The sequence below is a fragment of the Lysinibacillus cavernae genome, from assembly GCF_009724685.1.
Lineage (GTDB): Bacteria > Bacillota > Bacilli > Bacillales_A > Planococcaceae > Lysinibacillus > Lysinibacillus cavernae.
Map to the genome: position 1 here is coordinate 67,243 of NZ_WMEF01000007.1, position 19,985 is coordinate 87,227.

The 19,985-nt window shown below is 36.7% G+C and carries 13 protein-coding genes and 1 pseudogene; 10 read left to right on the forward strand and 4 right to left on the reverse strand.

The window, feature by feature from the left end; translation table 11 throughout:
• Positions 1-454 precede the first annotated feature (454 nt).
• Both GJU32_RS14615 and GJU32_RS14620 read left to right on the forward strand, forming a co-directional pair.
• Entirely contained in the window at positions 455-1,723 is a 1,269-nt protein-coding gene (locus GJU32_RS14615) for an L-lactate MFS transporter (protein WP_155592695.1), read from the forward strand.
• Between the two features lie 267 nt (positions 1,724-1,990).
• Positions 1,991-2,683, forward strand: a complete 693-nt coding sequence (locus GJU32_RS14620) for an AIM24 family protein (RefSeq protein ID WP_155592696.1) — start codon at positions 1,991-1,993, stop codon at positions 2,681-2,683.
• Positions 2,684-2,741: 58 nt separating this feature from the next.
• Here the strand turns inward: GJU32_RS14620 and GJU32_RS14625 are convergent.
• Positions 2,742-4,093 (reverse strand): IS3 family transposase gene (locus tag GJU32_RS14625; protein WP_155592697.1). Its coding sequence is split into 2 segments (ribosomal slippage): positions 2,742-3,643 and positions 3,643-4,093, totalling 1,353 coding nucleotides; the frame shifts between segments, so codons are not numbered across the junction.
• Positions 4,094-4,183: 90 nt separating this feature from the next.
• Here GJU32_RS14625 and GJU32_RS14630 point away from each other — a divergent pair.
• A pseudogene (locus GJU32_RS14630) lies at positions 4,184-5,757 on the forward strand (IS3 family transposase).
• Positions 5,758-6,259: 502 nt separating this feature from the next.
• Here the strand turns inward: GJU32_RS14630 and GJU32_RS14635 are convergent.
• Positions 6,260-7,510 (reverse strand): BaiN/RdsA family NAD(P)/FAD-dependent oxidoreductase, encoded by a 1,251-nt coding sequence (locus tag GJU32_RS14635; RefSeq protein WP_155592698.1) that lies wholly within the window; start codon positions 7,508-7,510, stop codon positions 6,260-6,262.
• 287 nt (positions 7,511-7,797) lie between these two features.
• On the opposite strand from GJU32_RS14635, the gene asnB reads away from it, so the two are divergent.
• The 4 genes from asnB (at position 7,798) to GJU32_RS14655 (ending at position 13,933) form a co-directional block, all read left to right on the forward strand.
• Positions 7,798-9,648: an asparagine synthase (glutamine-hydrolyzing) gene (gene asnB, locus GJU32_RS14640; protein WP_155592699.1), complete on the forward strand. Its 1,851-nt coding sequence runs from the start codon at positions 7,798-7,800 to the stop codon at positions 9,646-9,648.
• 269 nt (positions 9,649-9,917) lie between these two features.
• Positions 9,918-11,531: a putative polysaccharide biosynthesis protein gene (locus GJU32_RS14645; protein ID WP_155592700.1), complete on the forward strand. Its 1,614-nt coding sequence runs from the start codon at positions 9,918-9,920 to the stop codon at positions 11,529-11,531.
• Positions 11,532-11,541: 10 nt separating this feature from the next.
• Positions 11,542-12,255 (forward strand): pseudouridine synthase, encoded by a 714-nt coding sequence (locus GJU32_RS14650; RefSeq protein ID WP_155592701.1) that lies wholly within the window; start codon positions 11,542-11,544, stop codon positions 12,253-12,255.
• A 160-nt stretch (positions 12,256-12,415) separates the two neighbouring features.
• Positions 12,416-13,933 carry a GGDEF domain-containing protein gene (locus GJU32_RS14655; RefSeq protein ID WP_155592702.1) on the forward strand — a complete coding sequence of 506 codons (1,518 nt, stop codon included), beginning with the start codon at positions 12,416-12,418 and terminating at the stop codon, positions 13,931-13,933.
• Between the two features lie 110 nt (positions 13,934-14,043).
• On the opposite strand, the gene GJU32_RS14660 is transcribed toward GJU32_RS14655, so the two are convergent.
• The gene (locus GJU32_RS14660) at positions 14,044-15,213 is read right to left on the reverse strand and encodes an MDR family MFS transporter (protein WP_155592703.1); all 1,170 of its coding nucleotides are present in this window, start codon (positions 15,211-15,213) and stop codon (positions 14,044-14,046) included.
• A gap of 374 nt (positions 15,214-15,587) precedes the next feature.
• Positions 15,588-15,809 (reverse strand): DeoR family transcriptional regulator, encoded by a 222-nt coding sequence (locus GJU32_RS14665; protein WP_036118795.1) that lies wholly within the window; start codon positions 15,807-15,809, stop codon positions 15,588-15,590.
• Positions 15,810-16,166: 357 nt separating this feature from the next.
• Here GJU32_RS14665 and pepV point away from each other — a divergent pair, with 357 nt between their 5' ends.
• From pepV to GJU32_RS14680, 3 genes are all read left to right on the forward strand, one after another.
• On the forward strand, positions 16,167-17,573 hold the full coding sequence (pepV, locus tag GJU32_RS14670; protein WP_155592704.1) for a dipeptidase PepV: 1,407 nt from the start codon (positions 16,167-16,169) through the stop codon (positions 17,571-17,573).
• Between the two features lie 27 nt (positions 17,574-17,600).
• Entirely contained in the window at positions 17,601-18,455 is an 855-nt protein-coding gene (dat, locus tag GJU32_RS14675; RefSeq protein ID WP_155592705.1) for a D-amino-acid transaminase, read from the forward strand.
• A gap of 523 nt (positions 18,456-18,978) precedes the next feature.
• On the forward strand, positions 18,979-19,983 hold the full coding sequence (locus tag GJU32_RS14680; protein WP_155592706.1) for a nuclease-related domain-containing protein: 1,005 nt from the start codon (positions 18,979-18,981) through the stop codon (positions 19,981-19,983).
• The last annotated feature ends 2 nt before the right edge of the window (positions 19,984-19,985 follow it).

The window sequence follows — 19,985 nt, forward strand, 5'->3', positions numbered from 1 at the left end:
ATCGCCAGTTCTAAAAAGTAAAATTTTGTCCATTTCCGTCACGAAATTCTCTTTCGATCTAAAAATTTCTTCATTTTATTCGTGTGATTTGCTTCTTTTTTAGAGACACAGCTAGAAGAATGTCGCCGGTAAAACAAGACGTATACATCTAGGGAATGTGAAAATATGCACATATTTAATTATTTCAATATAATTAATTAGTGTTTGGGTAATTGAGTAGAAAAGTAATATTAGCTAAATGATGTTACGTTTTTTGTAAGATAAACGCAGTTATACTTAGAGAATGTAAGGTTTTTGTGTTAGAAATCCATAAGAAAAAAACAAAATACTTTTTGGAGAAATAATATTTTTTAGAAAAACATCTTGCATTTGAATAATTCTAAGTGTTAAATTGTTTTACATGGACGTTCATAGAATTTTCACAGGTAGCAAAAGAGGGGAGAAATGAGAATTTATGAATAAAAATAGATGGTTAATTGCATTATCTGCAATCGCTATTCACCTTTCAATCGGTGGAGCCTATGCATACAGTGTATACAAGCTACCGATTGTCACAGAAATGGGATGGAGTGAAACAAAGGTAACGATTGCCTTTACTATTATGATGGGGCTTGCTGGTTTTTCAGCCGCATTATTTGGTAGCTTAGTAGAAAAAATGGGACCACGTAAATCGGCTATGGTAGCAGCTGTGTTATTTGGAGCAGGACAAGCTGGTGCAGGTGTAGCGATTTCAATGGATTCTGTTGTGATGTACTGGTTAACGTATGGTGTACTTAGTGGATTAGGTATGGGGATTGGTTATATCGCACCTGTATCAACACTTGTAAAATGGTTCCCAGATCGTCGCGGTTTAGCAACAGGTATGGCCGTACTTGGATTTGGATCTGGCGCGCTTATTACAGCACCAGTCGCAGCCAACTTAATGGAGGCAGTTGGCATTTCTACAACATACTTTATTCTAGGGGCAAGTTACTTCACGTTAATGATTTTAGGGGCTTCATATATAGCGCCGCCTAAGCCAGGTTATATGCCTGCAAATATGAAGGCAGCTGCCAATAATGGCAAAGAAGTTGTAAAAAAAGATTTAGCTGTTATGTCAGCACGTGAAGCTGTCAAAACAAAGCATTTCTGGATGCTATGGTCAATGCATTTAGTAAATGTAACAGCAGGCATTATGATGATATCTGTTGCCTCACCAATGGCACAGGAAATTGTGGGTCTATCAGTTGCAGGAGCTGCAGCAATGGTAGGAATTATGGGGTTATTTAATGGTGGTGGCCGTTTAATTTGGGCCGCTGTGTCTGACTATATCGGTCGTTCAAACGTTTTCGTTATTTTCTTTACAGTACAGTTAATTACATTTATCGTTTTACCACATACAACTAACGTGATTATTTTCCAAGCACTTATTTTCTTAGTTGTTAGTTGCTACGGTGGTGGATTCTCAAATTTACCTGCGTTCGCAAGTGATTTATTTGGTACAAAGCAACTTGGTGTTATTCATGGTTATTTATTAACAACTTGGTCATTAGGTGGTATTTTCGGACCGTTGTTAGTAAGTACAATTAAAAATACTTATGGAAGCTATATTCCTGTGTTTTATGTATTTGCAGGGTTAATCGCTGCTTCATTAATCATTTCATTAACATTACGTGCAGATGTACGTAAACAAACTGCTTTAAAAGCAGCACAAAATGTTGGAGACGTCTCCGCTACTCAATAATTTTAGTAAACTGGACTATATAAGTGTCATTTCGCACATGGCGCTTATATAGTTATTTTTTTGTAGCAGTTGTTATATAACAATCCATGGAACTACGTTTAATGTATAACAGTACATATCTAATGTCAATATCATGACTGGAAATAAACAGATTTCGTTATTAATAGAGAAATTTTGTTACGAAAGGTGCGAAAAGGAACAAACAGTTAAAATTTGAATCTTTTCTCAAACATAAACGTAAATAAAGTAATTAGGGAGGGATTGACTATGGGAAAATTTTCTTTAGATGAATTTGTTCATAAAACACAGCAGGATGATAATGAAAATGATTATTTTGAATTGGAAACTGAGCGGGTATTAGAGGTTAATCTAAACGGTGAAGTATGGTCAAAAATGGGTGCCATGATTTCCTACACAGGTGATATTAAATTTGAACGTGAACGTGTATTAGAGCATGGGCTTGGGAAGATGTTTAAAAAGGCATTAACAGGTGAAGGTACGCAATTGATGAAAGCTAGTGGAAAGGGCCGACTCTATTTAGCAGACCAGGGTAAGAAAGTAACCGTTTTTGATTTGAAAAACGACAGTATTTGTGTAAACGGTAATGATTTACTTGCATTTGAACCTAGCATTGAATGGGATATTCGCTTATTGCGTAAAATGGCTGGTATCATGTCAGGTGGTTTATTTAATGTAACGTTACAAGGAACGGGTAAAGTTGCGATTACAACACATTTCGAACCATTGACTTTATTAGTGAAGCCAGGTGAAACGGTATATACCGATCCGCACGCTACTGTCGCATGGTCAGGTAATCTAACTCCAGAGTTTAAAACAGATATCAGCTTCCGTACATTTATCGGTCGTGGGAGTGGCGAATCGATCCAGATGGCGTTTTCTGGTGAGGGTTTTGTCATTATCCAGCCATATGAAGAAGTCTATATGTCTAGTGAAAGCTAAAAAGAGCGTGTCCGTTTTTCTGAAGTGACCCCTAATAGTTAGACACGGTTATTTCGATTTAGGCAGCTTGGATAAAATGAGTTCGGTATTGCACCGGACTCATTTTTAATTTTGCCTTCATACGTTTCGTGTTGTAATAATTTATATAGTTTTTAAGTTCAAATTTTAACTGTTCGACACTTTCAAATTCTTTTAGGTAGAGGAATTCTGATTTCATGATACCGAAAAAATTCTCCATTACTGAGTTGTCGTAACAGTTTCCTTTACGGGACATACTTTGCACAACACCTCTTGATTCAAGGGCATGCCGAAATTGCTTCATTTGATAATGCCAGCCTTGATCAGAATGCATCAGTAGCTTATGTTTTTCTGGCAACCTCTCTAAAGCTTTTTCTAACATCTCAGAAACTAATGAATACGTTGGTCTAGAGCCGATTGTGTACGTAATAATTTCTCCGTTAAACAAGTCTAAAACAGGCGATAAATAAAGCTTCTCTCCGAATAACTTAAACTCTGTGATATCCGTTACCCACTTCTCATATGGAGCTTCTGCAGTAAAATTGCGATCTAAAATATTCGGCGCGATTTTACCAACTGTACCTTTATAAGATTTATATTTTTTCATTCGAACTAAGCACTTTAAGCCTAGGGCTTTCATGATGCGTTGCACTTTCTTATGATTCACTTTTTTCCCACGATTCGCTAGCTCATCTCGAATACGACGGTATCCATAACGGCCTTCGTGTTCATTATAAATGGCTTGAATTTCAGCCTTTAACTCGGCATCTGGATCTGGTCGACTCATCTTCTTTACTAAATCGTAGTATGTGCTACGTGGAATTTCTGCGAATGCCACAAGCGCCTTCACCGAGTATTTATGCCTTAATTCACAAATGACCTTTACTTTGTCTTTCGTGGTGATTTTTCCTTGGCTTGAACTAAGGCATTCAACTTTTTTAAATACTCGTTTTCCATTTCAAGCTGCTTAATACGTGCTTGAAGTGCTTCTGTCGAGCCTTCTAGTACATTTTTAGGTTGTTTAGTCGATTCTTTTTTCATGGTTGGACGCCCCTTTTTCTTAGAAAAGAGCGCATCCAATCCGCTTGTTCTCAGTTGAATACGCCACCTTCGAATCATTCCAGGTGAAGAAATTTTAAAGATAACCGCGGCTTCGTTAGAGGAAACGCCATTTTCGTTCATATAGTTTAGTACGTCCATTTTAAACTGCGCTGTATAAGATGTATAGGATTTTTCAAAAGCAGATAAACCATGGTATTCAAATTGCTTAATCCAGTTACGCACAACAGATTCGTAAGTACTGATAGATTCTGCGATTTCTTTTATACTCTCTGATGAATTTTGATAGCGCATAACGGCATCTAGTTTTTGTTCATTTGTAAATTTCGTCATAAAAAAACTACACCTCCAATTGTGATACGCTCCCCAATAAGTAGACAGATTAAAAAATAAAATCTGTTTGCCTATTGGGGAGATTTTTTTATGAGAAAATACAGCTTTTCAAAAGAAGAAAAATTAGAAATTCTAAATTTCTATGAAAATAGCCATTTCACTCTTAATGAGGTGGCCGAGTTGTATAAAGTTGATTCTAGAACAATCAAAGATTGGCAAAATAATTACTTGTTTTTTGGTGAGGAAAGTCTTAATAGAAGTGAAAATCATAATACATATCCGAAAGAAATAAAGCTAGCAGCTGTTCAAGACTATATTTCAGGAAGTTATTCATTAAGAGAAACTGTTAGAAAATATAGACTTTCTGGTACATCCGTTTTGCGAAATTGGATTAAAAAGTATACTAGTCATAGTGAATAAAAAGATTCGAGTAAAGGAATGAGCCAAACTATGACTAAAGGAAGAAAAACAACAGTACAGGAGCGCATTGAAATAGTACAAGCTTGTATTGCCAACGAAAAGAATTATCAAGTAACAGCTGAACAATATGCGATTTCTTACCAACAAGTATATCAATGGGTAAAAAAATTCGAAAAATCCGGGGAATTAGGTTTACAAGATCGCCGTGGCCGTACAAAGTTAGAAGAAGAGTTAAGCACTGAAGACAAGTTTCGTTTAGAAATCCAACGTATGGAACGCGAAAATGAACGATTACGTGCAGAAAATCTCTTCTTAAAAAAGTTAGAGGAAATCGAAAGGAGGCGACGTTAAGTAAAAGTCGTATACATAACCGTTATATTGTCATTCAAGAACTAGCGGCGAAGGAAGCATTGCCAATCATTTTATTATGTGAAATTGCCGGTGTTACACGTGCTGCTTATTATAAGTGGTTGAACCGTCATCCATCAGCACGAGAAATCGAGAATGAACAGCTTCTAGAATCAATTCAGTACCTTTATGCACAAGTAGATGGGATTTATGGATATCGACGCATCACACTTACAATCAATCGCCATCGGGAAAAAGTAGATTTACCGATGGTAAATAAAAAACGTATTTATCGTTTGATGAAAATGTGTCGATTAAAATCGGTGATCCGTAGAAAACGAAAAAAATATCGTAAATCGAATCTAGATTATGTAGCAGAAAACATACTCAGTCGCGAGTTCAAAGCAGATCAACCTAATCAAAAATGGTGTACAGATGTAACGGAGCTTAAATATGGAAATGGCAAAAAGGCTTATTTAAGCGCCATTATTGATTTATACGATAATTCGATTGTAAGTTATGTATTAGGACATTCGAATAACAACAAACTTGTTTTTCAAACGATGATACCAGCTATACAAAAATTAAAAGAGGATGAGCATCCACTTATTCATAGCGATCGTGGTTATCAATATACTTCAAAATTTTTCAAACGGATGATAGATGATGCCGAGATGGTACATAGTATGTCTAGAGTGGGACGTTGTATCGATAATGGACCAATTGAGGCTTTTTGGGGTACGCTCAAATGCGAAAAATACTATTTAAATAAATATGATACATATGAAGCGCTTAAAAAAGCAATTGTAGGATACATTTCGTTTTATAATTCAGAGCGCTATCAAGAAAAATTAAACGGCTTGAGCCCCTTGGAATTCAGGGATCAAGCCGCATAAAGTATTTTTATTATTTCCACTGTCTACTTGACGGGGAGCACTTCATTGTTAGATGTGTCTAACAATTGGGGTGCAGTTCGTTCTTGGACACGCTTTTTGATAGTGTTGAAAAACAAAGCAATCACTAGAATTTTTGTGAAAGGTGAAAATGACTTTTCGTTGCAGGCTACTTGCTTTCCTGTGGGCGAGCGCCGAGCAGCTTCCTCCGCTACCGCTCCGTGCAGGGGTTCACCTGTCTCTCTATCCCACGGGAGTCAAATAGCCTTCCACTCCAACCCACAAAATGTTCACTTTTTATCAAAGGTTTTCAAATAAAGGGAAGGTGTTCACTACTCATTTTATCGAGGGGTGTTGTAACTAATCACTTCTCCAAGAGCCTATCCTTGCTCTAAAAATAGAAATAAGAGGCTATTATGTTCACTACTGCAAGTATTGAAGAACTTTTATAGCATGGTGGAACAGAAATCAACCTCTCGCTTTGACAAAAGGCCTTTTTCTTCTATTATAATGCAGCATGCATTCCTGCAATTCTCCCCGTTACGAGGGCAGAGGTAATATTATAGCCTCCTGTATAGCCATGAATATCAAGGATTTCACCACAGAAGAATAATCCTTCTTTTTTCTTAGAAGCCATTGTTTTCGGCTCAATTTCTTTTACGGAGACACCACCACCAGTAACAAATGCTTTGTCAAGTGACTGTGTGCCGCTAACCTTCAAAGTGAAATTGACTAGTAAATGTGCCAGCTGACGGATTTTTTCTTGGGATAATTCAGCACCAGTCATTTGTACATCGATATTTGCCTGTTCACATAAAAATAGTAACCAACGTTCAGGTGCAATGCCCTTCCATACATTTTTCACTGCTTTTTTCGGATCTTCTTTGATTAGTTTATTTAAATAGTGCAGACATGTTTCTTCATTATAATCAATAAGTGTTTGAATACGCATAGTCACCGGTTCATAGCCTGTTTTCATTAATTCTTTCACAACGAATTGGCTGCAACGTAATACTGCAGGACCACTTAAGCCAAAATGAGTAAAGAGCATATCCATTTGATGGGTTACGAGTGTTTTACCTTTTTTGTTTAGAACAGAGACAGCGACATCTCGTAAAGCTAGACCCTGTAGCTCACGTGCTTGGATAAAGACCTCTTTTGAAATGACAGGTACCTCTGTTGGGAATAGTGTTGTAATTGTATGGCCAGCACGTTCTGCCCATGGATAGCCATCACCAGTTGAACCTGTTTGTGGGACAGCCTTGCCACCAACGGCTACAACGACAGCTTGACTACGGATTTCGGAGCCATCTGTAAGACGTACGCCCAAAATTTTATCTTCATCCATAACAAGCTTACTGACGGCTGTGTGCAAACGAACTTCAACATGTAGTCGTTGAAGCTGGCGAATTAGCACATCGACCACATCCTGTGCACGATTAGAAACAGGAAACATTCTGCCATGGTCCTCTTCCTTTAGTGCGACACCAAGCCCTTCAAAAAATGCGATAATATCTTCATTATTATAAACGGTAAAAGGACTATAGAGAAAACGACCATTACCAGGTATGTGCTTCACTATTTCTTCGACAGGCAAACGATTGGTAACATTACAGCGCCCACCGCCAGAAATGGCTAATTTTTTGCCGAGTTTTGCGCCTTTTTCTAGTAATAACACTTTCTTTTTACGCTCTCCAGCAGCAATCGCCGCCATTAAACCTGATGGACCACCACCGATCACGATTACATCATACATAGTTAGAAACTCACTTTCTTTTCAAATTAGGAATCTTTCCTATTATACATGAAGTCTATATAGAGAGGGGGCTTCTTTGACATTGAAAATAATAGAAAAGTGTTTTATAATTCTTTATCTCGTCTTTCATGATGAAGAGCATTTATAGTAGAATGAAACACAATAATCTTTGTTATACAAATGGTTCGATGAAAGTTTTCCTTTATTAGCATTGTCAGCATGAAATGAACGTCTTTTCATGCTATTATGGTAAAGGTTATGCACTAAATTATGAGGTGAAAAATAGAATGTGCGGATTTATTGGTTATATTAATGGAACAAATGTGATTGATCATCATCAAACAATAGAAAATATGATGAATACAATTATTCACCGCGGACCAGATAGCGGTGGTATTCATAGTGACGATAAAGTGACGTTAGGTTTCCGTCGATTAAGCATTATTGACTTATCAGAAGTAGCGAATCAACCATTATATAGTGAAGACGGCAATATAGTGCTTGTATTTAATGGAGAAATTTTTAACTTCCAGGAGCTGCGTGCTGATCTTATTGAAAAAGGTCATACTTTTAAAACACAGTCAGATAGTGAAGTCATTATTTATGGCTATGTAGAATATGGCGTAGATTTTGTGAAAAAACTTCGCGGAATGTTTGCCTTCTGTATTTGGGATAAAAAGAATGATTTACAATTCATTGCTCGTGATGGTTTTGGAATTAAACCATTGTATTACTCTGAGCATACAACAGATGGTACGTTTATTTTCGGTTCTGAAATTAAATCGTTTTTACCACACCCTTCATTTATTAAAGAATTAAATAAACAGGCAATACGCCCTTATTTAACATTCCAATATTCTTCAATGGATGAAACATTCTTTAAAGGTGTCTTTAAATTACCACCAGCTCACTACATGCTGATTCAAAATGGACAAAAGCAAATCGTGCAATATTGGGATAAAAAATTCCATGCACAAGATGCGCCAATTGATAAATACATTGAAGAAATACGTTCAACTGTTAAAGAATCTGTTGATGCACATAAAATCAGTGATGTAAAAGTTGGTTCATTCTTATCGGGTGGAATTGACTCAAGTTATATTACGTCATTATTACGCCCTGATAAATCCTTCTCAGTTGGTTTTGCAGACTATGAAGATATGTTCAATGAAACAAACCTTGCAAAAGATTTATCAGATACGTTAAATATTCAAAATGAACGTAGGTATATTACAGCGGATGAGTGTTTTGAAGCTCTTCCTAAAATTCAATGGCATATGGATGAGCCACAATCAAATCCATCTTCAGTGCCACTGTACTTCCTTTCAGAGCTTGCTTCAAAAGATGTAACAGTTGTACTGTCAGGTGAAGGTGCTGATGAAATTTTTGGTGGTTATGCTTGGTATCAAAACTCAGGGAAAATGCAAAAATACGAAAAACTACCATTAGGTATTCGTAAAACGTTACGAGGAATGGCAGAAGCCCTACCAAAAAATCAATATACGAGCTTCCTTATTAAAGGTGCTCAAACGGTAGAAGAACGTTTTATTGGGGAAGCAGTAGTTTGGGATGAAGTAGATGCCATTAATGTTTTAAAACCAGCTTATAAAAATGCGCCATCTGTAAAATCTATTACAAAGCGTATTTATGATGAAGTGCCTGGTGATGATGATGTAACAAAAATGCAATACCTAGATCTAAATCTTTGGATGCCAGGTGACATTTTATTAAAAGCGGATAAAATGAGTATGGCACACTCTATAGAATTACGTGTACCTTTCTTAGATAAAGAAGTAATGGAATTAGCTAAAAACATTCCATCAAGATACCGTGTAAATGACATTGATACAAAATATGTTTTGCGTCAAGCTGCACATCAAGAATTACCAGAAGAGTGGGCAAAACGTCCAAAACTTGGTTTCCCAGTCCCAATTCGTCACTGGTTACGTGAAGAAAAATATTACAACATGGTGAAAGAAATGTTTACAACTGACTTTGCAAATGAATTTTTTGATACAAAACAGTTAGTTGGCTATTTAGATGAACACTATGAAGGTAAAGCAAATCGCGGCCGTTATATTTGGACAGTTTATGTATTCCTAGTATGGTATAAAAAGTTCTTTGTGGACATGAAATAAAGAGATACTTTAATCGGTGGGGATTATCATCATCCTCACCGATTATTTTAAGTCTTTTTTTAACAGATTTTCTTTTTAATGAACTTTTTGATGTATTTATGCGTCTCATTTCCTATAAATATGTTAAGATTACAGTTGGTTTACTTATGTTGCTCGCAAGGTGACAGCGCTTGCATGTTGCTTTGAAGAAAAAGTAACGAAATGTTTTATAAGTACCCTTTGAAGTGTTACGATAATAATATTGATTTTACAATGAATGGATGGGTATGATGTCCAATTTAATGAAAGGTACTGCGATATTAACAATGGGGATGTTTTTATCGAAGGTACTCGGATTAATTTATATTTTTCCGTTTTATGCAATTGTCGGTGAGAAAAATATCGCGCTCTATCAATATGCATACATTCCCTACTCTATTATGCTGGCAATAGCCATTTCAGGTGCACCGATTGCCGTCTCTAAATTCGTCTCTAAGTACAATGCTATGGGGGACTATCAATCAGGTCGCAAGCTGATGAAATCGGGCATACTCATTATGTTAATGACAGGTTTCGCGGCGTTTATTGCACTCTTCCTTCTTGCAACGCCAATAGCAGGGCTGGTCATTAAGAGTGAAGAACAGGTATTTACAGTTGAACAGATTGCTTCGGTGATACGATGGGTCAGCTTTGCCTTAATCGTAGTACCATTCATGAGTTTGTGGCGAGGTTTCTTCCAAGGCTATGACAAAATGCAGCCGACCGCAGTTTCACAATTGGTAGAGCAGATTGTGCGAATTGTCGTGTTACTGGGTGGCTCTTTCTTAGTGGTTGTCGTGTTCAATGGAAAACCAGAAACAGCTATCTCCTTTGCTGTATTTGCTGCCTTTATCGGAGCAATTGGTGGATTAGGCGTTCTCTATTATTACTGGAAAAAATACCAGCCTGAATTCAACTTACTACGTAGCCAAAGTGTAACCTCCACACAGCTACCCATGTCCAATATTTATAAAGAAGTTATTACCTACTCCATACCAATGGTGTTTGTAGGGGTGGCCAATCCTTTATTCCAATTAGTTGACATGCTCACGTTTAATGGGGCGATGACATCCATTGGTTTAGCTGAAGTGACGGATACTTATTTATCGATGATTAACTTTATGACGCATAAGGTTGTAATCATTCCCGTCATGCTAGCAACGGGATTTTCGATGGCACTTGTACCGACGATTACAAAATATTACACACAGGGTGAGTATTTATCGCTACGTCATGCGATGGATAAAACCTATCAAATTTTAATCTTTATTACATTGCCAGCGGTAGTTGGTATTTCTTTATTGGCAAATGAAATCTACTTTATGCTTTATTCTGAAAGTGAAATGGGTGCAACTATTTTAGCTCATTATGCACCTGTTGCGATTTTATTTGCATTATTCCAAGTAACGGCAGCATTGTTACAAGGGATTGATTTTCAAAAGTGGATTGTTTTCAGCTTATTATCAGGAATTTTCGTCAAGTTAGCGTTAAATATCCCGTTAATTCGTTGGTTGGAGGCAGATGGTGCTATTGTGGCAACAGCGATTGGCTATAGTGTTTCCATCATTATCAATATACTTGTGTTACGAAAAACGTTAAATTATAGATCAGAAATGGTTGTTCGTCGTGTCATGTTAATTGCATTATTGACAATGGCGATGGCTATTAGTGTGTTGATTGTGCATAAACTTTTAGAATTACTAATGGGTCCAGTTGATAGTAAATTCTCAGCATTACTATTCTCTATTATTTGTGCTGGTGTTGGTGTAGCTGTCTATGGTTTTTTATCACTCCGTTTAGGTTTAGCACAAAAGCTTTTGGGTGAACGATTGACACGCATTATGAGCAAACTGGGAATGAAATAGGAGTGGTACTATGCGTTTAGATAAATTACTAGCAAATATGGGGTACGGTTCACGTAAGGAAGTAAAGCAGCTATTAAAGCAAAAAGCTGTAACAATAGATGGCGCTTATGTGAAGGATGCCGCATTACACGTAGACCCAGAAAAGCAGATTGTGTCAGTGTTTGGAGAGCGCGTTGTTTATTCAGAGTTTGTCTATTTTATGATGAATAAGCCACCTGGTGTGATTTCGGCAACAGAAGATGTAAGAGATGAAACGGTTATTGATTTGTTAGCGCCATTACATCAGCATTTTCAACCTTTCCCAGTCGGTAGACTAGATAAGGATACGGAGGGCTTGTTGTTACTAACCAATGATGGTGTGTTAGCTCATAATTTATTGTCTCCGAAAAAACATGTGCCAAAGGTTTATTTTGCACAGATTGAAGGCGTTGTGACGGAAGAAGACGTCGAGAAATTTGCGCATGGCGTGGAATTAGATGATGGCTATGTTACAAAGCCAGGAAAGCTTGTGATCCTACAATCTGCGCAACAATCAGAAATAGAGCTAACGATTCAGGAAGGCAAGTTTCATCAGGTGAAGCGAATGTTCGAGTCAGTGGGGAAACGTGTAACTTATTTAAAGCGTTTGTCCATGGGTAATTTAAAATTAGATAACAATCTAGCTTTAGGTGAATATCGTGAATTAACTAAAGAAGAGCTAGAAAGTTTACAAATTAATCATTAATATGTTCCTCGGTGCTGAATTAGCATCGGGGATTTATTATATACAGCATTATTACAGTAACTGTATAATAGGAAATGAGTTATTGTGATATAGTCATAGAACTTATCATTCTCTAAATGTTTCCAAAAAATAATTGTGAAAATAAGTAGAGGACAAATGAATGAAGAACCTGCGAATTAAATTATTGCTATCTTTAATTGTTTTTACAGTCATACTTGTGGCTGTGATTTCATATGTAAACAGGCAAATACTAGTAGCAGATATAGAAAAGCAATCTGCTATGAATAGAGTTTTAATTGAAAATCATATTCTCACAGATATGCAAATTGTAGATAATGCCCATTTTTATTTTGATAAAAATATTTCGGACAAAATGGAGCAGGAACTAATAAAATTAAAAAAATATTATCGCGAAAACTCTACTATTGCTACATGGGATTTGCAGCAAATAAAAAATAACATAGGTATGGATATATACATAGTGGATCAGTCTAATACGGTTATTTACACGACGTTTGAAGAAGATATTGGTTTGAATTTTTCACTTTGCTGCCAACGATTTTCTGCTTTGTTGGATGAACGACGTGCTAGTGGGGAAATTTTTACAGACGGAATCGATATTTCAACAACAACAGGTGAATACCGAAAATTTGGCTATTTAGCAACGCACGATAAGAAGTATCTTCTTGAACTAGGTATAGACTTACTGGATGACCCAGTCTTTCAAACCTTCAATTTTGAGAAAACTGCAGAAAATTTAGTAGCTAAATACGACAATTTAGTAGAAGTGCAAACCATTAATGCAGGTGGAGTTTTTTTTGATGATTCTAAGTCGAATAAAATAACAGTCAAAGATCAGTCGAAACAATTTCAAAAGTATTTTAAGAAGGCAAGGGGAAAGATGGAGCCAGTTGAGTATCAAAGGGCTTTTAAAAATGGTTATATAGAAACGAATCTTTTTTTACCTTATGAAGCGGAGAATATAAGAGGGGAGTCTTCGAAAAGGATTGTTTATGTGAAATATGGCAATTTCACAAAAATAGAGGCACTCAAAAAAAATACGAAACAGTTTTGGATTTTATTGTCCATAGCCATACTGATTTCCTTAATTATGCTGTTAGTTATTAATAAAATTCTATCTAAAACGATCCATCTAGCCACTTATGATGCGTTAACAGGCGTCTATAACCGTGCTACTTATATTAGGAAGATTGAAAATTTATTAAGAAAACGAAAAACGAATGTGCCAGGTTTATTGTTAATTGATTTAGATAACTTTAAACAAGTGAATGATCAATTTGGGCATGTAGAAGGAGATTATATCCTTATTGAAACAGCCAGGATTTTAAAGCATGAAGTGATTAACAATGGTTTCGTCGTAAGATTTGGAGGAGATGAATTTGGCATTGTCTTGTACGATACAACAGAGCAACATATGCAGCAAGTTGCAGAGACGATATTAGCTCAAATAAGGACCGTTAAACATGAGGGACATGCTATTGAAAAATGGTCCGTATTATCTGTGAGCATGGGTGGTGCCATTTATAATCATGCTGAAGATACGGAAATGAGCTTATTTGACCGTGCTGATAAAGCGCTATATCAATCCAAAAATGCTGGTAAAGATCAATACTCTAGTTATGCAGAGGTCGCTGCTGACGAAGACTATAGTATTTAAAAAAAACGCTCCGTTCTTTCGATAGCTGTATTAGCTATTCTCGTAGAAATGGAGCGTTTTCTTGATTCAGCAATTTTTTTGTACCGAAAGGGAAGAGTTGGCGTAACTGATCATTTTGTTGTTGTTTTTGTTCTATAAAAGAAACAACTACACAAGACAAGAATGGCGATGACAGCAAACATCGCATTCATATAATGAGTCAATAGCCAACCACCTATTATTGGTCCAATAAAGCCCCCTAAATTTTTAAATTGCGCAGCTCCCAGATAAGTTGCTTTTTGAGTATCAGGCGCGATTTCATCAATCATGACATTCATCGTTGGGAATGCAAAGATTTCGCCTATCGTGAAAATAATCATAGCGATAATGTAGAGCGTATAATTGTTGGAGAATCCGAACATAAAAAGACCAAGAGCAAAGAAAAAGACACCAACTAACAATGTTGAGGACGATGAAAATCGTTCTGACACGATACTAATTGGTAGTTGTAATAGTAAGACCACCGCTGCATTGAGAGAGATTAATAAGGAATAAAGTTTTGTACCATCCTCAATTGTCAGTTCAATGATTTGTGGTAACGTAGAATCAAATTGAGAGTAGCCGATATTAATTAAAATGGCGCCAAAAATAAAGCTAAGCAACACACGATTTGTCAAAAGGATTGTGAAAGTGCTTAGCATCTTTGTTGGAGCAGCAGCTTTTGGTTGCTGCATTTGATATCGATTTAACACGAAAAATAAAAATACAGCGTAAATAATATACATAATGCCTGTCAGCATAAAAGGAATACTTGGGCTTGATAGCTGTGAGATATACACACCAATAATCGGACCAATTACAGCTGCAATATTAATGGCAGTATAGCGTAGCGAAAATAATCTTTTTCGTTTATCAGCAGGTGTAAAATCAATCATTAATGCCTGTGTGGAAGGTTCAAAAAATGAACGACAAAGACCATTCAATGCATTGAATAGTACAAAGAGCCAAACAGCATGGACCGTTGCAAAGCCAAAGAACACAAGACTCCAAACGATAATCGTTAGTAGAATAACACTTTTTCTACCAAAACGATCTGTTAGATAACCTCCAAAAAATCCACCAACAGTGGAAATGAGTGGCGCAATACCAATCGTCAACCCAATTTGTAAAGGGGAGGCTTCGATTTCATTATGTAAGTAAATAGCTAAAAAAGGCATTGCCATAAAGCTTGCAATCCGTGTGAAAATGGTTCCACCTAAAATAATCCAAACTAATGGATGAAACAACTGTGACAATTTCATATAAAGTCCTCCTCTCAACATTTAGAATGTTTCGAGTTTAACGGATTGTTAAGCAACTGTAAATAGTCAAAATCATCTTGAAGGAGCAGTTGGGGTCATTTTTAGTTGAGAACAGAGCATAAAAGGGCGAGAATCTTTATGTTTCCAATGATAATGAACGCAAGGAATCAACATTTGATCACCTAGTTCAACTATTGGATGAGAAGAGAGAGAAATGATCACTTTGCACCGTCAATTAAGTGGAGAAGTCAGTAATCATCACCTTTCATACATGACGCAAAAAAATCTAATAATCTTCTAAAGACAAAAAAGAATGACCCCGACGAAAGGTCATTCTTTTTTCATACACAATGCTTTACGTACAAAACGTAAAACTAAGACGTCATTTTTACTTTTTTCTTCGTCGTTGTCCATTTGCCTCGACTTGGACTCATCACCAAATCGTTAAAGGCTAACACGTTCAAATCTCTTTGAACGGTGCGAGGAGTGATACTAAACTCTTCGACTAAATCCTGTGTAGACACGGTTCCTTTGTCTAAAATAAACATGTACACGTCTTTAATACGATTAAGCATTCGATCAGTAGTTGGTTTCATTAAATGAACCACTCCTTCATCTTAATTCACTTGGCAAAGACTAGCGGACGACAATATGTGCGGAGTGCACTTAGGCTAATAAGTAGCTGCCTTAGACATCCCCTTTTCTATTTTTATAGTCAGAACAATTATTCTGATAACTTTATTATATAGAAAAATTACTTGTTTTTCTAGTGAATGCAAGAGAAATTTACATTTGAAATATAAAATTCATACTGTATTTTGTGGGAATAAGTGAAAAACATGCTATATGTGGTAGTGTCAGTAGAAGTTACTGAAAATAGTTGTCAGAAAGATGATTGTCATATATGTTGTAAGGTGTAGAATAATGTTAATACTTTGAAGGAGGTACATGGTATGGATTGGTTACAAGCTGCAAAAGAAAGGCAAGATGAATTAATACAAGAGTTACAGGAGCTTGTGCAAATTAATAGTGTGCTCGATGAGGATACAATAACTACTGACGTACCTTTTGGAGATGGTCCACTTAAAGCTCTTGAATGGTTACTAGCAAAAGGTCAGAATGAAGGTTTACAAACGAAAAATGTTGATAACTATGCTGGACATATTGAAATGGGTACTGGTGAAGAATTATTAGGTATTTTATGTCATGTTGATGTTGTCCCTATTGGAGATGAAGCTGATTGGACATATCCTCCATTCAGCGGCACTGTAGCAGATGGTAAGTTATACGCACGTGGTGCGATTGACGATAAAGGTCCTACTATTGCGGCATGGATGGCCATGAAACTTGTGAAAGATGCTGGGATTCCATTAGAAAAAAGAGTACGAATGATTATTGGTACAGACGAAGAAACAGGATTCCGCTGTGTCGACCACTATTTTGAACAGGAGGAAATGCCAACATTTGGATTTGCACCAGATGCGGATTTCCCGCTCATCAATGCTGAAAAAGGCATTGCAGAGCTTGTGTTCTCTCAAAATAAAATGGGTGATGCAACGAAAGAACAACTACTACTATTAAATGCAGGAAAGCGCCCAAATATGGTACCTGATTTTGCTAAAGCAACGGTTCAGCATGTCTCAGCGCAATTCGAACAGAATTTTCAAACATTTTTAAGTAAAAATCAGCTAGAAGGCTCTTTATTAATGGAGGGCTCTCACTATATAATAACTATCAAAGGTAAAGCAGCACATGCAATGGAACCAGAAAAAGGTGTCAATGCAGCTGTTTATCTTGCAGCATTTTTACAACAAGAGTTGACGACTGAGGCAAGTAAACAATTTGTCGACTTTATTGCAGATGTTTTTTATCAGGATCATTATGGTTATCAGCTTGATTTACACTTTGAGGATGCGATGTCAGGTAAAACAACATTAAATCCAGGTATTGTAAGCTATGATGTCAATAAAGGTGGCAGTTTGGTGATTAGTATGCGCTACTCTGTGTCCTATCCATTTGATGAAAAAATAACGGCGGCACAACGCCTAACTGTAGAAAAAGGGTTTTCTTTAGACATTCAAGACGACTCTAAACCTCACTATGTTAGTGAAGATGATCCATTCATCCAGACGTTAGCAGCTATCTATAGACGTCAAACGGGTGATAAAGAAACACCTCTATTATCAACAGGTGGTGGAACATACGCACGTGTGATGAAAAAAGGCGTGGCATTTGGCATGCTATTCCCTGGGGAGCCAGATGTAGCGCATCGTGCAGATGAGTTTGTTGTGGTAGAAAACCTTGTTAAAGCAGCGGCAATTTATGCTGAAGCAATTGTTGAACTTGCAGGAAAAAAATAACTCAAAGACGAAAAGGATGAACAAAACATGGCATATTCATTATGGAATGATCAAATTGTTGAAGAAGGATCGATTGCGGTATCACCAGAAGACAGAGGCTATCAGTTTGGTGACGGCATTTATGAAGTAATCAAAGTTTATAACGGAAATATGTTTACAGCACAAGAACATATTGATCGTTTCTATGCGAGCGCCGAAAAAATTCGTCTTGTTATTCCTTATACAAAAGACGTTTTACACAAATTATTGCATGAACTAATTGAAAAAAATAATCTAGATACAGGACATGTTTATTTCCAAATCACACGTGGTACAAATTCGCGTAATCACGTTTTCCCAGATGCGAGCATTCCAGCTGTTTTAACTGGTAACGTAAAAACGGGTGAACGAGCATATGAAAACTTTGAAAAAGGGGTAAAAGCTACTTTTGTAGAGGATATTCGTTGGTTACGTTGTGATATTAAATCTTTAAACTTACTTGGAGCAGTATTAGCAAAACAAGAGGCTGCTGAAAAAGGTTGCTATGAAGCAATTTTACATCGTGGGGATATCGTTACAGAATGCTCATCAGCAAATGTGTATGGTATTAAAGACGGTAAGCTTTATACACATCCAGCTAATAACTTCATTCTAAACGGTATTACACGCCAAGTGATTTTAAAATGTGCAGAGGAAATTAAATTACCTGTTACTGAAGAACCGATGACAAAGGCTGATTTATTAACAATGGATGAAATAATTGTTTCATCAGTATCTTCTGAAGTTACGCCTGTTATTGATGTTGATGGTAACCAAATCGGTGCTGGTGTTCCAGGTGAATGGACACGTAAATTGCAACAGGCTTTCGAAGCAAAACTACCACTTTCTTTGAATACAAAATAAATGAAACGCTTATGGGGGACTATCGATTTGGGTAGTCCTCTTTTTTATGGATGTAATGTTGGGTGTGGTCATGTAAAATAAAAAGGATAGAAAAGAATAATTTTACAGATTGAAATTTGTAGAACAAATGTCGATGTAATGTATACAATTGCCTCTTTGCTACTAAAGCAATCGTAATCAATGACGCATCGGTGTAATGGTGTTCAGAAATTTTAGAGTTGACGGGTAGAAGTTAAACTAAAACCGTTATGTCTTGTGACAACGGTTAACTGACCTGCTTCTTGCAGGCATCTCTTAAAATATGGCCCCCACTGGAGGCTTTGGGGCAACATACACTGCCATAAGAGTGGCACATTTAATGGTGTTCCCCTATTTCAGCAGACGTTTGAACACCCATTGCCCCCTATTTAGAGGAGGGTGTCATCTGTACATGGCACTTCGCTGTCGGTACAAACAAACATTTGCTGAATCAAGATAAAAAGAGAATTAAAGATATGGTAAGTAAGAATGGAGTGACCGTTACATGGCACAATTGGTGAAAATACAAGATTATATTTCACGCTATCAAATTGATTTAGCGAGATATCCAACACAATTTGTGCGCTTAAAGAAAAGCCAATGGGAGCGTATTAAGCGTCAGTGGGAATTAGGAGAGGATATTAGCGAGTGGCAACATGTCGACAATGAGGCAGAAACGGATGCTTTAGAGGAAAAAGAAAGGTTTTCCTTATTAAAAAAAATCTTTGCTGGCCGTCAAAAGGAAACAACAGAGAATGTTGAACAAATAGAAATATCAAATGAGCTTGTAAGTGATGAGGATACAATTCCAGAAGAAGAAACGACGCTCACATTTGAGCCTAAAATTGTCTATGCACCACAATCCATCCATGAGTTGAAACGAATGTTTATTGATCAATTTTTCCATTTTCAAATGAAATGGGCTAGTTCAACATTACGTGAAAAATCATATGTAGATCCTCGCTTCATGCGTGATTCTTTACTACGGACGTTATTGCAATCGTTACCAGATAATTACTTGTTGTTTTATTATCCGATTTTACAAATAAGAAAAGCCCCTATTGAACTTGATGTAGTGCTAATGTCACCAACGGAATGTATTTGCATTACGGTTTTAGAATCTGAAAATCAAGCTGTCTATGTAGGTGGCAGTGATCGCTTCTGGATCAAAAAAGTGGGAACAAAAGACACAAAAGTTCTAAATCCAACGATTAATTTAGGTCGGATGGAATCGGTGCTCTCTCAATTATTTAAACAAGAGAATATTGATATGCCTATCAGTAAGGTTATACTAACTCGGAATGGTTATTTTGATTATCCAGGTTCACCATTTGGGGTTCGCTTTGTTGATCGCCGAAATTACCACGAATGGATAGAGCATTTAAGAAAAGTCTCCTCGCCTATGAAGCATATGCAAATACGAGCTGCTGAAACCATTTTAAATACTGTCCAAACGACCTCCTTTAATCGAGATATTTGGCAGCAAGCATCACCACCAACAGAGGGTTGATC

Excerpts from the sequence above, each read along its gene's own strand:
- GJU32_RS14665 (WP_036118795.1), bottom strand. The coding sequence starts at position 15,809 with ATGAAACCAACTACTGATCGAATGCTTAATCGTATTAAAGACGTGTAC.
- GJU32_RS14645 (WP_155592700.1), top strand. The coding sequence starts at position 9,918 with ATGTCCAATTTAATGAAAGGTACTGCGATATTAACAATGGGGATGTTT.
- GJU32_RS14650 (WP_155592701.1), top strand. The coding sequence starts at position 11,542 with ATGCGTTTAGATAAATTACTAGCAAATATGGGGTACGGTTCACGTAAG.
- GJU32_RS14680 (WP_155592706.1), top strand. The coding sequence starts at position 18,979 with ATGGCACAATTGGTGAAAATACAAGATTATATTTCACGCTATCAAATT.
- GJU32_RS14655 (WP_155592702.1), top strand. The coding sequence starts at position 12,416 with ATGAAGAACCTGCGAATTAAATTATTGCTATCTTTAATTGTTTTTACA.
- pepV (WP_155592704.1), top strand. The coding sequence starts at position 16,167 with ATGGATTGGTTACAAGCTGCAAAAGAAAGGCAAGATGAATTAATACAA.
- GJU32_RS14635 (WP_155592698.1), bottom strand. The coding sequence starts at position 7,510 with ATGTATGATGTAATCGTGATCGGTGGTGGTCCATCAGGTTTAATGGCG.
- dat (WP_155592705.1), top strand. The coding sequence starts at position 17,601 with ATGGCATATTCATTATGGAATGATCAAATTGTTGAAGAAGGATCGATT.
- asnB (WP_155592699.1), top strand. The coding sequence starts at position 7,798 with ATGTGCGGATTTATTGGTTATATTAATGGAACAAATGTGATTGATCAT.
- GJU32_RS14660 (WP_155592703.1), bottom strand. The coding sequence starts at position 15,213 with ATGAAATTGTCACAGTTGTTTCATCCATTAGTTTGGATTATTTTAGGT.
- GJU32_RS14615 (WP_155592695.1), top strand. The coding sequence starts at position 455 with ATGAATAAAAATAGATGGTTAATTGCATTATCTGCAATCGCTATTCAC.
- GJU32_RS14620 (WP_155592696.1), top strand. The coding sequence starts at position 1,991 with ATGGGAAAATTTTCTTTAGATGAATTTGTTCATAAAACACAGCAGGAT.